The 13,711-nt window shown below is 33.2% G+C and carries 9 protein-coding genes and 1 CRISPR repeat array (1 of these 10 cut by a window edge); all 9 genes read left to right on the forward strand.

Going from position 1 to position 13,711, the window contains the following annotated elements:
• Window positions 1-434: 434 nt before the first annotated feature.
• Complete coding sequence (locus CS884_RS10070) at window positions 435-3,650, forward strand: hypothetical protein (protein ID WP_143434424.1); 3,216 nt, start codon at window positions 435-437, stop codon at window positions 3,648-3,650.
• A gap of 229 nt (window positions 3,651-3,879) precedes the next feature.
• Entirely contained in the window at window positions 3,880-6,636 is a 2,757-nt protein-coding gene (locus tag CS884_RS10075; protein WP_099321680.1) for a CRISPR-associated helicase/endonuclease Cas3, read from the forward strand.
• Entirely contained in the window at window positions 6,623-8,353 is a 1,731-nt protein-coding gene (locus tag CS884_RS10080) for a type I-E CRISPR-associated protein Cse1/CasA (RefSeq protein ID WP_099321681.1), read from the forward strand. Before CS884_RS10075 ends, CS884_RS10080 begins: the two co-directional genes overlap by 14 nt.
• Window positions 8,322-8,927: a type I-E CRISPR-associated protein Cse2/CasB gene (gene casB / locus CS884_RS10085; RefSeq protein ID WP_099321682.1), complete on the forward strand. Its 606-nt coding sequence runs from the start codon at window positions 8,322-8,324 to the stop codon at window positions 8,925-8,927. The genes CS884_RS10080 and casB overlap by 32 nt, the downstream gene beginning before the upstream one ends.
• Window positions 8,911-9,990: a type I-E CRISPR-associated protein Cas7/Cse4/CasC gene (gene cas7e / locus CS884_RS10090; RefSeq protein WP_099321683.1), complete on the forward strand. Its 1,080-nt coding sequence runs from the start codon at window positions 8,911-8,913 to the stop codon at window positions 9,988-9,990. Before casB ends, cas7e begins: the two co-directional genes overlap by 17 nt.
• Window positions 9,991-10,698 carry a type I-E CRISPR-associated protein Cas5/CasD gene (gene cas5e, locus CS884_RS10095; protein ID WP_257875784.1) on the forward strand — a complete coding sequence of 236 codons (708 nt, stop codon included), beginning with the start codon at window positions 9,991-9,993 and terminating at the stop codon, window positions 10,696-10,698.
• A gap of 9 nt (window positions 10,699-10,707) precedes the next feature.
• Window positions 10,708-11,367: a type I-E CRISPR-associated protein Cas6/Cse3/CasE gene (cas6e, locus tag CS884_RS10100; RefSeq protein WP_099321684.1), complete on the forward strand. Its 660-nt coding sequence runs from the start codon at window positions 10,708-10,710 to the stop codon at window positions 11,365-11,367.
• Window positions 11,364-12,299, forward strand: coding sequence for a type I-E CRISPR-associated endonuclease Cas1e (gene cas1e / locus CS884_RS10105; protein ID WP_099321787.1), 936 nt, complete (start codon window positions 11,364-11,366; stop codon window positions 12,297-12,299). The genes cas6e and cas1e overlap by 4 nt, the downstream gene beginning before the upstream one ends.
• 3 nt (window positions 12,300-12,302) lie before the next feature.
• On the forward strand, window positions 12,303-13,196 hold the full coding sequence (gene cas2e, locus CS884_RS10110; protein WP_099321685.1) for a type I-E CRISPR-associated endoribonuclease Cas2e: 894 nt from the start codon (window positions 12,303-12,305) through the stop codon (window positions 13,194-13,196).
• A gap of 60 nt (window positions 13,197-13,256) precedes the next feature.
• Window positions 13,257-13,711: a CRISPR direct-repeat array (repeat unit 28 nt; unit sequence GTAATACCCGCACACGCGGGGGTGATCC) (it continues 367 nt past the right edge of the window).

Below are 13,711 nucleotides of genomic sequence, written 5' to 3' on the forward strand. Positions count from 1 at the left end.
AGACTCAAGCTAAGACTTGGGTCTTTTTGCTTGGAAATTTTTTGGGAAATATAAATAATCTCGAGAATATAAGTAGAAGAAATTTAAAAGTTTACTACTTTATATAAAAATAAAGATCCAAGGCCTTGAAGATTCAAAATACTAATAATTGGCTTTGTATTATTAGTCTTGATTAATTTTTCAGTAAATATTATAATAATATAGAGTGGATACGTGTATATTTTTTTAAGACTACCAAAAATAAGACTTGAAATAAACTAGAATCCAATAAATTAGAAACTTTAGGCAAAAATTATTATTTTAGAAGTTGAAAACTTTATAAAATCTAGCTTAATTTTTGAATTGTTGGGTCTGTCCTTTTGGGCTGACCTTTTTTTATAAGAATAGTAAAAGCTTATAAAAATGACAGATGATTTTATTTAAAACTAAGGAAAATGATAATCGATAAAACAGGCAAAGCCATATGTTTAAGGCGAGAAAAGAAGGGAAAAATCATGAAAAAACATACCATGCTAAAACGATTTCGGGCAATATTTTTGTCATTAACATTGATTTTAGGAATGATTCCTGCAAAGGTTTTTGCAGATAATGACTTTGAAATGAGCCCGCTAGGCGTACCCATTTCAACAAGAGATGCCGCAGAACCAGAAGAATCAAATGTTGGTAATGATGCAAAGAATGCAATCCACGCTTTTGTAGGCGTACAAGTTGGTGGAGACCTTAATTTGCCACTTTCCACTGCAACAGATCAACAATTCAAACCAATAGCAGGCGTAAAAGCTTATTTTCAATGGTTTGAAGATGGTGGTTACGCATCGCCGGTATATTACGCAGTATCAGATGCCAACGGTAGACTTAATATAGGATGTAAGCCTTACGTTGCTGCAGATGGAAAGATTATTAAATTTGATGCAGACACAACTGTTTCAGGAGGTAATGAAAAGTACAGATTCTGGATTGACGAAAATGAACTTCCTGACAGCATTAAAAATAGCCATCAACTTCAATATATTACAGGAGAAAACGTCGTATTTCCATCAGACAATGCTTGGATATCTCAAGGAGGAGCAACGATTGATGTAGTACCTAATACCATTAGTGACATGAAAATTCTCTTCATGGAAAAACCGAAGGCTTTTATGCACAAAGACTCAGCTACTGTATCATCAGATACTGTAAATGGAGGATATATATGGGGTAAAGTGACATGGGACTATGAATCTCCATCTGGCGGTGTCCAGTGGGGTATTGTAGCAACACCATCATCTCCAGCACCAGGAGTTCAAATCAAAGCTTCTTATCTATCAGATTATGCTATGAAACAAATATATAGTCCTCAAACAGCAATAATGATGAGCTTATCAAGTCCTGATGATATTCGTGGTAATGGATGGACTTATGCATTAGAAAGACAGCTTCAAGATTGGATACAAGAACAAGTAAAGAAAGATCCAGAAAATTGGATAGCTGAAACTGTAACCACAAAATCTTCTGAAACTGATGCCAACGGTGATTACAAAATTCAATTCAATGGAACTTGGGGACCTGCGAGAAATAAAGATGCAGCAAATTACTCGCCTCCTTCAGATTGGTCTCAAAATCTAAAAGATCGAATAGGTACAGTTGCAGATAATGCGACAGATGGATCATTTGCCCTAGCAGCTCTGCCAAGAAACGCAAAACATATTAACATCGATTGGATGTTTATTTCTGCAGTAGGTACAGAAGACTTACGTGTTATGACACCTTTTAATAACAACTGGTTTACAGGTATTAGTGGACTTACAGGTAACTGGGGTTTTCATAATGGGTGGGCTCAAACTGCTTTTGGTGTCACAACAGCACAAGCTGCAAATAAAATTAGAGCAGACTTTGGCTTAGGATCATCAAAAATAAACTTTTATATTACTAACTATGACTCAGGGATAAATACAGCTATTCCTGGAGATGTTGCGCAAACAAAAACAACAGGACTTCCTTATCAATACACAACTGATAGATTTCAAATAGTATGGTATGACCCAGATGGGAAAGAAGTAGGAAGAGGAAAGGCACAAACACCAAGTGGTATAGGCACGATAGATTCGGCACCACTGGATACGAGCAAACTTACTATCACTAAAACAACCGAATATACAGCAAAACTTTATAGAGTTAAACCAGATGACTCTTTAGAAGCACAACCAATAGCCGCAGACTCCTTTACTGTAGAAGTAAATCATTTGTTTGTTTCTCTTTACGATGATGTTAAGATTGAAAATCCAAAAGCTAAAGACCCAGAAATGGCAGGTGCAAGTTATTCTGCAACAGGATTGCCTGAAGATATTAAGATTGATGCTACAAATGGTGATATTACAGGCAAGGCAACTAAAACTCCTGGAGTGTATACGTCAAACTTTAAGACAGTATTACCAGATAAGTCAGGAAATATTGAAGGAACAAGAGAACGCTACATCACAGTAACAGATTCACCGCTTGCTAAAGGTGAAGTAGGTGTAGCTTATAGCCAAAAAGTTATACCAATACCGAAAAAAGACCAAAAAGAAAATGATTATGTCTATAAGTTGAAAAGTGTTAAATTTAAATCTTATAAAAATAACCAAGAAATTTCAATAGATGGATTATCAATAACAGGGGACACTACAAATGGATTTACCATATCTGGAACTCCGACAGAAGTTGCAAATGCAACAGAAGATATTTTAAATGACGATCCCGGACCTAACGTAGAAGTTACCTATGACATCTACAGAACAAATGATCTGGGAAATCAAGTTTTAGTGGCAGAAAATCACGTTGACCATGTACCATTGCTTATTGAACCAGAAAGACTAAGATCTGACCCGATTCAAAAGTATGACGAAGATACCGATAAGCAATATATCGAAGGAACTTTACCAGAAGGAAAAACTCTACCTGATGGTTCAACTGTTGAACTTGTCAAAAAAGTTGGCGAGGATTTTGTAAAAGTTGACGTGCCAGTGTCAACAGAAAATAACAAATTAACAGTTGATGTTAAAAACAGTAACATTGTCCATGATGGAGTATATTATTTTGCAATAACAGAACCAGGAAGGAATCCAGCATATTCAAATAATCCAGTTAAAATTGATAAAGAAGCTCCGACTTTTGGAAAATCTGGAGTTTCTTTAGCTCAAGATATCTACACTTACAAGGTAAAAATAGCAGCTAAGGCTAGTGACGATTCAGGTATACTAAGACTTTATGCCTTAGAAGATAAAGATTCTGGCTACTACGATAAAGATTCAAAATTAGCAAGTGCAAGTCTTCCAGAAACTATTAAAGATCAACTAGCAAAAGAAAAAGAATATAAAGTAACTGCAGTAGATAAGTTTGGCAACAAAAACATAGTCACACAAAATCTCCAGCCAAAAACTCAAAGTCTTGTAATAAATGCAGATAGACCAATTAGTGGCAAGAATTATATCTTTGTTAAAGCTGATCCTGGGACAGTACTAAAAATAGAAGTTATAAACCCTGATAAGAGCAAAGCATTAACCATGACTTACACTCAACAAGCACAAAGAGATAAAATACAATTAAATTCAAATTTAGTTAAAGGTCAAAAGGTAAAAATAAGTGCATCTAATGGTACTAATAAAACAACATTGACAGTTAGAGTAAGATAGTAAGTAAAAAATAATATATTATTGAGAAAGTCTAAAATCATTGACTTTTCCAAATTTTAAAAATGATATGAACCTTCATATCTGGCATTAGTAGCTGGATATGGAGGTTCATTTTTTTTAAAAAAAATTTAGGTATAAAAATATCATAGTGGAAAAACCAAAGCCCTATAAAAACGTTTCCATAAGTTTTTATTTTATTATATAATGGTAGGAGAAAGGATTTTTGCTTATGGAAAAATATTTGTGGGCTAAGAAAAATAGAGTTAACAATGCTCCTATGTGGTTGCCTTTAATGATGCATTTACAAGATTGTAGTTTAGTATGTGGACTTTTGTATGATCACTGGCTTTCTGATGGAGTTAAGGATTTTTTGATGGAATCTGTCATAAGCGATATAGAAGATAAGGATGAACTTGTCAAAAACCTATGCAAGTTTTTGGGGGCAAGTCATGATATTGGAAAAGCAACGCCAATTTTTCAAGTCAAAAAATCATTTGATGGCGATTTTGAACTTGATAATTTAATTTTAGATAATCTTAAAAACGCAGGTTTTAAAGATCTTGATACTTATGCCATAAATCACAAGGAAAATATAGGCCACAATATTAGTGGGCAATATTTTTTGTCAAATTTTGGTGTGAATTTTTGTCTAGCAAACATAGTTGGTGCCCACCATGGTAAACCTATCTCTGATAGTGAGTCTAAAGAATCTTCTTATTTTTCATCTAGTCTTTACCAAGTAGATAATATTAATTCTGATATAGCCATATTTTGGCAAAATTTACAAAAAAATATTTTTGATTGGGCAATTTCAGCTTCTGATTTTTCTAAAGCAGAAGATTTGCCCTTAATTTCTCAGCCTGGCCAAGTTATTTTGTCTGGGCTTTTAATTATGGCAGACTGGATTGTTAGTAACGAAAGTTATTTTCCTTTAATTCCCATAGATCAATTTGAAACAGATTCTAGTCGAGTTGAAGAAGGTTTTAAAAAATGGCTTTATCAAAGGACAAGAGCTTGGCAAGCAGATCCTTATTTTGACGATATTTACCAAAAAAGATTTGATTTCATAAACAATCCAAGAGATGCACAAAAAAAGATTTCCGAAGAGATTTCAAAAATTAATGAACCGGGGATTATTATTATAGAAGCTCCTATGGGCATGGGAAAAACAGAGACGGCTCTTGTTGCAGTTGAAGAACTTGCCCAAAAGACCAATCGCACTGGTATGTTTTTTGCCTTGCCTACTCAAGCTAGCTCAAATGGTATTTTCTTACGTGTTAAAGATTGGCTTAATCATATAGAAGGGGAAAAATCTCTTAGGCTAATCCATGGCAAGGCAGAGTTAAATGATGAGTTTTCAAAGCTTCCTAAGAGTAGGAATATCCATGGAGAAGATGTAGTTTCTGTAAATGAGTGGTTTTCCGGAAGAAAAGTATCTATTCTTGATGATTTCACTGTGGGAACTGTCGACCAAATTTTACTTGCAGCCTTAAAGCAAAAACATTTGATGCTAAGGCATTTGGGCTTAGCAAATAAGGTGGTAGTTATAGATGAAGCACATGCGTACGATTCTTACATGAACGTTTATTTAAGCCAAGCCATAAGATGGTTGGGTGCTTACAAGGTACCGGTTGTAATTCTTTCTGCAACCCTTCCAATTTCTAAAAGAAATGCACTTTTAGAAGCCTATATGATTGGCGCAGATCTAGGTTATAGGAGATTAGTAAAGCCAGAGGGCTTTGAAACCAATGAGTCTTACCCACTTCTAACCTACAATGATGGAAAGACTATCAAACAATTTGCTGATTTTAAGAAAGAAGAAGGCACGAATTATCAAATTATTAAGAAAGCAAAAGATCAAAGCCAAGATATAGTTGGCCTGATAAAAGAACTTGTTCCAAATGGAGGTATTGTAGGAGTTATAGTAAATACAGTTAGAAAGGCTCAAGATTTTGCCAAAAAATGTATAGAAGAATTTAAAGCGGAAAATGTAGAAATCTTGCACTCGTCTTTTATAGCAACTGACAGATATCAAAAAGAAAAAAATCTGATAGAAACTATAGGTAAAAATGGCAAGAGGCCAAGTTTTAAAATTGTAATTGGTACCCAAGTTATTGAGCAATCTCTTGATATAGATTTCGATATCTTAATTACAGATCTTGCCCCAATGGACTTAATTCTTCAAAGAATGGGAAGGCTTTACAGACATGAGAAAACCAAAAGGCCAGAAAATCTTAAAAATCCAATAGTTTATGTCTTAAATTGCGGAGGCTATGATTTTGATAAGGGAAGTAGTTTTGTCTATTCGGAATATATTTTATTTAGGAGCGAATATTTTCTGCCAGATAAAATTAATTTGCCAAATGACATTTCCCACTTAGTCCAGCTTGTTTATTCCGATGAGGATTTGGATTTAGAAGGAGATTTTAAAAAAACATATGAGGATTATAAAAATAAAAATTTTATAGAAATTTTAAGAAAAGAATCTGAGGCAGAAGTTTATAGACTTACAAAACCTTTAAAAAAGATAGATGAAAGCAAAAATCTTTCGGATTTTCTAAAAAACTCTAACAAAATTGCCGAATCGTCAGATGTTAGAGCCTCCGCTTATGTGCGTGATAGTAATGATTCTATTGAAGTTATTGCTCTAAAGACTTGTCAAGGGGGCTATGAATTTTTTGATAGACCAGGACTTTTAGATCCAAATGACAATAAAACTGCCATGGAAATTGCAAAAAGAACTATAAAACTACCAAATTCAGTATATTACAGTAATGGTGGGTATATAATTGATAAGATAATAGAAGAGCTTGAGGATTATTATCTAGCAAATTTGTCCAGTTGGGACGAGCAAAGCTGGCTAAAAAATTCTCTTGGTATAATTTTTGATGAAAACAATGAATTTAGAATTTTGGATAAAATATTAAGCTACGATAAAAAATTTGGATTAATAGTAAAAAAGGAGGGAGAAAATGAGCGAATTTAATTTAATAGATGAGCCTTGGATATCGGTTGTAACTGACTATAAGGGAAATACTAAGCTTGTTGGACTAAAAGAATTTTTTAAAAATGCCCACACTTACTTAGACCTTGCTGGAGAGATGCCGACTCAAGATTTTGCAGTAATGAGGTTTTTACTAGCCATTCTTCACACGGTTTTTTCGAGATATGATTCAAGTGGCAATCCATATGAAATGATCAAATTAAATGAGAAAATGCAGCAGATAGAAAAAATTCACGATGAAGATGAGGAAGATTATGAAGATTTGCTTATGGATACTTGGAAAAATCTATGGCAAGTAGGCGAATTTCCAGAAAGAGTAGAAAAATATTTAGAAACTTGGCACGATAGATTTTATCTTTTTGATGGTAAATATCCTTTTTATCAGGTGACGAAAGATGAAATTAATGTTTCAAAGATTAGTAAAGCTAATCCTAGCATGATTTCTGGAAAGAATATAAATAGACTTATATCTGAAAGTGGGAACAAAGTTGCAATTTTTTCACCCAAATATGACAAAGATAATAATAAAGATATCCTAGATTACTATGAGCTAACAAGATGGCTTATAACTTTTCAGTCTTACACAAGTCTATCAGATAAGGTTATATTTGGCAAAGAAAAATATAGAGCTTCTAAAGGTTGGCTTTTTGACTTAGGAGGAGTTTATCTCTCTTCAGATAATTTATATAAAACTTTGCTTTTAAATTTACTGCTGGTTAATAGTGTAGATACTCAATACAACACAAATATTCAAAAACCTTGCTGGGAATATAGCCCTTTGGAAATAGTAGATAAATATTTCAAATCGCCAATTATTGATAATATATCAGAGCTTTATACAAATTGGAGCAGGGCTATTTATATAAATGATCATAATCCTAAAAATCCATTTGCTATGGGAATTGTAAAATTACCGGATATTTCGCACGAAGATAATTTCTTGGAGCCGATGACAGTGTACAGATACAACAATGCAGGTCCATATAAAGAAAAATTCACCCCGAGAAAGCACCAGATACAAAAGTCTTTATGGAGATCATTTGGTTTGATAACAAAAACTGAAGATGCAAATGAAGGTAATTTAAATATAGGAAAAAGAAAGCCTGGCATAATCGAATGGCTAAATCACATTGAAGACTATCTAGAAGATGAGCTTGTAAAGATAAATGCAATAAGCATGGAAGATGATGGTAATGCAACCTCATGGCTTCCTACAAATGAAGTGGTTGATAGCTTATCTATTGAAGCAGATATTATCAATGATTTAAAGGATTATGGATGGGTTGTAAGAATTAATCAAACAATAGATAAAACAAAAGAAGTAGTTGACAAAATTTTTAGGTCATTTGTAATTGACATAAAAAAAATTAGAAATATAGAATCTTCTGACTATGTATCAAATTATATAGAATCAATGTATTTTGAATTAGATAAAGCTTTTAGAGACTGGCTTGTAAGCATTGATTATGAGGATAATAAAGATGAAAAGATAGAAATTTGGGAGAAAGAATTAAAAAAACTTGTAATTAATGAAGCTTATAAAATCGTAGAAAACGCTGGACTTAGAGATTTTATGGGAATTGTTGAAAATGATTCTATAAAAAATATAGCAACGGCATTTAATGGTTTTATGGTACGAATTAATAAAAATTTAAAAGGAGATATCGATGGAAAATTCCAAAATAAAGCTTTACAATGAAACGTCGAGGATTTTAAGAATTCTTGATAATTCAAGAGATAAGCCAAGTACAAGAGCAATCTTAGCCAATATTAGAAATTCGATTAACAAAGATTCCTTAGCAAATATTGAAGTATTAAGCTTTGTTTTTCAGAATATTTCTGAGGATTTTTTGGGAGATAAGAAACAGTTAAATGATTATGAAAGAGCGATTGTTACAGCTGTTCAGATGTATGCTCTTCATCAACAAGGAAAAATTGATTCGGTATTAAAACTTGATTACAAGGATGGAGAAAGTAGAGAAAATCTAGGTCATGCTTTAAGATCATTGAGGGATGAAGATAGTAAAGCTATCGATAGAAGATTCAATGCCATGATTACATCTAGCAATTTTAGTGAACTTACCAACCACCTTAGACAAATGATAAAGCTTTTGAAAGCAAAATCAGATGTCAAGGTCGATTATGCAAGTCTTGCTGACGACTTGTATTGGTTTTTAAAAAATCAAAAAGACGGAGTAAAGATTAAATGGTCAAGATCATATTACAAATATAGAAAAAATGAAGGAGAAAATCAAAATGCAAAAAACAATTAACCAAAGACTATTTCTAGACATTCACGCTATCCAAACTATGCCACCAGCAAATATCAATAGGGACGACACAGGAAGTCCAAAGACTGCTCAATATGGTGGAGTTACAAGAGCAAGAGTTAGCTCTCAAAGCTTTAAAAGAGCTATGAGAAAATATTTTAACGATAATGGAGATATAGGGAATGTTGGAATTCGTTCTCTTGAAATTGTAAAGTACATTGCCAATAAAATAATTGAAAAAGATGAATCAATATCTTTAGAAAATGCTATGGATATGGCTGAAAAAACCTTAAATGCTGCTAAAATTTCAACCAAAGACCAAAAAGCAAAGGCACTGTTTTTTATAAGCGATAAGCAAGCGAACAAACTTGCAAAGGCAAGCATTGACCAAATTACTGATAGAAAAATTTTGCAAGATATTTTAAATGAAGATTGCTCTATTGATATAGCTTTGTTTGGACGAATGGTTGCTGATGATCCTTCACTAAATGAAGATGCTTCATCTCAAGTGGCTCATGCAATCTCAACTCACGCCATCCAAAGTGAATTTGATTTCTTTACTGCTGTTGATGACCTAGCTCCAGAAGATAATCAAGGTGCAGGTATGCTCGGCACAGTTGAATATAATTCGTCAACTCTCTACCGTTATGCCAATATTGCAATTCATGATTTTTATAGGCAGCTATCTGACAAGGAAGGAACTATAAATGCAACAAAACTTTTCCTAGAAGCTTTTGTAAAATCAATGCCTACTGGGAAAATTAACACTTTTGCCAACCAAACCCTACCTCAAGCTGTAGTTGTAAGTTTAAGAACTGATAGACCTTTAAATATGGTAAGTGCCTTTGAAGAGCCAATCAAATCAGAAAATGGTTATGTAGAAAAATCTATTGAAAGACTTTTTTCTGAATATACAAAATACGATAAAATTCTTGATAAACCAATATTTACAGGATATTTACTAGTAAATGACCAAAGAGTAAATGAAATCGGAAAGGCAGAAGAAAATTTAAAGGAATTAATAGCTGACTTAGAAACAGAACTTAATAAAAATTTAGAAGATTAGGTGATAGTTTTGAAAACTATATTATTAAGACTTAAAGGTCCCATGCAATCATGGGGCACTTCATCGCGTTTTGAAACTAGAACTAGCGATTATTATCCGTCAAAATCTGCAGTAATAGGGATAATAGCTGCAAGCCTTGGATATAGGCGAGATGAAAATGAAAAAATTCAAAAGTTAAATGATTTGGACTTTGCAGTCCGCATAGACCAAGAAGGAATTTTGCAAAAAGATTATCATATTGCAAGAAGTTATAAGGCTAATGGCAATATTGATAGAACTTATGTAACTAAGCGTTATTACATGGAAGATGCTGTTTTTGTTGTGGCAATTTCTAATGAAGATGATATTTGGATTGATGAAATCCTTAATGGTCTAAAATATCCGTATTTTCAAGTTTTCATGGGTAGACGTTCTTGTCCAATTCCAGCTGATTTTATAATCAAAACAAGTGATGAAGATCCAATCAAAGCTTTAGAAAACTTAGAATGGCAGGCAGCAGCTTGGTATAAAAATAAACACAAAAATTACCGAGCAGATATTTACGCAGATAAAAATTTAATTACTGAAAAACAAGCTAGCAAAAGAAATGACAGAGTGATTTCTTTCTCTCAAAAAGAACGTAAATTTGCACCAAGATTTGAAGTTAGAAAAAACATAGAAATGGCAAGTGGTGAAGAAAAATCACTGGACTTTTTTGAAAGTATATAGGGGCGAAAAATGTATTTATCAAAAGTAGAAATAGATATAAATAATCGCAAAAAAATGAGAGATTTAAAACACCTTGGCTGCTATCATGGCTGGATTGAAGACTCTTTTCCAAATGAGAGAGAAAAAACTAAGGATAAACGCGCAAGAAAATTATGGAGAATAGATAAAGTTGATCAAAAATATTTTCTTTTGATTCTTAGCGAAAAAAAACCTGACTATGAAAAGCTTGAAAAATATGGACTTAAAAATTCTGCTACTAGCAAAGATTATGACCAATTTCTAGACTCTTTAGAAGAAGGTACTAGAGCAAGATTTAGAATAAAACTTAATACAGTAAAATCTCATTCTGATAGAAATAAATACAAAAAACGTGGCAGAATCTTACCAGTTGCCTTGGATGAACTCAATTCATTTTTCCTTGAAAAAGCATTAAAAAATGGCTTTGCTGTAAAAGATGATGAATTTTCCATAACAAAAAGAGATGAAGAATTTTTTATGCATGGCGATGAAAATGATAAGAAAAAATCCGAGCAAACCATTTTAAGTGCAACTTACGAGGGAATTTTGAAAATCACCGATTTAGAAAAATTTAAGCAAGGGCTTGTAAATGGAATCGGCAAGAAAAAAGCTTATGGTTGTGGATTTTTGACCATAATACCAATAAAATGAAAAAAATATCAGGAGCAAAAAAGACCCAATTAAATGAACTTCCAAGAATTTCCGATAGAGTAAGTTTTATATATGTAGAACATTCAAAAATCAACAGAATTGATAGTGCAATAACTGTTAGCGACTATCGAGGAATGGTAAATATTCCTTGCTCAATAATAGGAGTTCTTATGCTAGGACCAGGTACAGAAATAAGTCATAGAGCTATGGAAATTTTGGGAGATGTTGGAACAACAGTTATTTGGGTAGGAGAAAGAGGAGTAAGATATTACGCAAATGGCAGAAGTCTTGCCCACTCAACAAAATTACTAGAAAAACAAGCAAAACTAGTTTCAAATACTAGAACTAGGCTTAAAGTTGCAAGAAAAATGTACGCTATGCGATTTATAAATGAAGATGTAAGAAAACTAACCATGCAACAACTTCGTGGTAGAGAAGGATCAAGGATTAGAAAAATTTATCGAGACCTATCCAAAAAATACCAAGTCCAATGGGATGGTAGAGATTATAAAGTTGATGATTTTGATGCATCAAATGATGTCAACAAAGCACTATCCTCAGCAAATGTTTGCTTATATGGACTTTGTCATAGCATAATAGTTGCCCTAGGAATGAGTCCTGGACTTGGCTTTGTCCATACGGGTCATGACAAATCTTTCGTATATGATATAGCAGATTTGTATAAGGCAGATTTAACCATACCACTAGCATTTGAATTAGCTGCAAAAGAAGAAAAAGAAGATGAAATTGGAAAACTTGCAAGATTAAAATTGCGAGATAAGTTGGTCGATGGGAAAATAATGCAACAAATTGTCAAAGACTTACAATATCTAATGGATATGTCTGAAGATGAGGAAATTTCTTTGGATATAATAGAACTCTGGGATGATAAAAATGAAAATGCAAAATATGGAATAAGTTATAGAGAGTAAAAAATGCCACTTACAGTAATAACTTTGAAAAATTGCCCTCCCTCCCTAAGAGGAGATTTGACAAAATGGATGCAAGAAATATCAACTGGTGTATACATTGGAAATTTCAACAGCAAAATCAGGGAGAAACTTCGGGAGCGTGTCGTTGATAGTGTTGGAATAGGCGAAGCAACCATGAGCTATGCATATAGAAATGAGATAGGATACAATTTCCAAACTCACAATTGTTCAAAAATACCAATAAATTTTGATGGGATCCCACTAGTACTAAGCCCAAAAAAGATTTCTAGTGAGAAATTAGAAACTAAGCACGGGTTTTCCAAAGCTTCTAAAATTAGAAAAGCAAAGAAATATAGTACTAATTCTAAACTAACAAAAGAAAACACAAAGCCTTATGTTATAATTGACCTAGAAACAAGCGGTCTTAACCCAATTAATGATCGAATAATAGAAATAGCTGCAATCAGAGTTTCCAAAGAAACTAAGCAATATAGCTGTTTTGTAAAACAAGATATAAAATTATCACAAACAATAAAAAATTTGACAGGAATAGATGAAGATCAACTAAAAAATGGAAAAGAAGAATCAGAAGCTATAAATAAGCTAGTAGAATTTGTCGGAAATTACCCAATACTTGGCTATAATATAAACTTTGACCTTAAATTCATTAACGAAGCATTAAAACGCCAATCAAAAAATAAAATACCAAACAAAACTTATGATCTAATGAAATATGTAAAAAATGAAAAAATCTTTCTAAATAATTATAAATTAGAAACGGTCTTAAAAGAATATGGGATAGATGAAAAAGTACCACATAGAGCCTTAGCAGATGCAAAAATAATACAAAAGCTTTTAAGTAAAATAGATGAATTGGCAAGTAAATTAAATTCATAAAGTGAATAAAAATTAGAACAAGCAGGTCGTAAAATAAGCTAATAAGAGGGATTTTTTACTGTAATACCCGCACACGCGGGGGTGATCCTATGGAACTGGTAAGACTCGTATAGAACTTATCGTAATACCCGCACACGCGGGGGTGATCCTATCAAACACTTAAGACGTACCGATGCACTAAAGTAATACCCGCACACGCGGGGGTGATCCTGAGTATGAAAGGTGAGATCAAGAATGCTCTACGTAATACCCGCACACGCGGGGGTGATCCTCCTATCCACTCTATGATTCAAATCGTCAAAATGTAATACCCGCACACGCGGGGGTGATCCTCGCCATTCATGCGAAAGCAAACAATATTTTGAGTAATACCCGCACACGCGGGGGTGATCCTAGCCTTTGACAATCAAGTGTTTAAAGCTTCAGGTAATACCCGCACACGCGGGGGTGATCCTATATATTTTTATCATTTAGATCATATAATCCAGTAATACCCGCACACGCGGGGGTGATCC

The organism is Anaerococcus sp. Marseille-P3625, assembly GCF_900232825.1.
In the GTDB taxonomy this organism is placed as follows: Bacteria; Bacillota; Clostridia; order Tissierellales; family Peptoniphilaceae; genus Anaerococcus.